Annotated in this window: 1 protein-coding gene; it reads left to right on the top strand. The window is 55.8% G+C overall.

Annotated elements, in window-relative coordinates:
• Positions 1–332, top strand: a 332-nt coding sequence (locus ACTHSP_RS22415; protein WP_440347061.1) for a cytochrome b, incomplete at its 5' end; no start/stop codon positions are given.
• Positions 333–400: the final 68 nt, after the last annotated feature.

The following is a 400-nucleotide window of genomic DNA, read 5'->3' as shown; positions in this document are numbered from 1 at the left end:
GGGCTTTGCTCAATGCGTCCAAACGTCCTGCCGCCGACAGCTTTGCCGCCAAAGCAGGCCACCTTGCCCTTTACGTCTTCATGCTCGCCGTTCCCGTTATCGGCATGATCCGCCAATACGGCGGCGGCCGCGGCCCTTTGAAAGTATTCGGTGTCGAAGTGATGCAGGGTTCGCCTGAAAAAATTGAATGGATGTCCAACCTCGGCAATATGGCACACGGCAAACTCGGCTGGCTGCTCTTCGCACTTGTCGCCGGCCACATCGCCATGGTCGTCGTCCACCGCCTTCAAGGCCACGACGTTTTATACCGCATGATCGGCCGCCGTTCTTAAGTGTAAAACGGTAAACAGCCAAGGCCGTCTGAAAACAGTTTGACCAAGCAAAAACTGTTTTCAGACGG

It is taken from the genome of Neisseria sp. P0001.S005, assembly GCF_051963715.1.
This window is presented reverse-complemented; position numbering and strand designations above follow the sequence as displayed.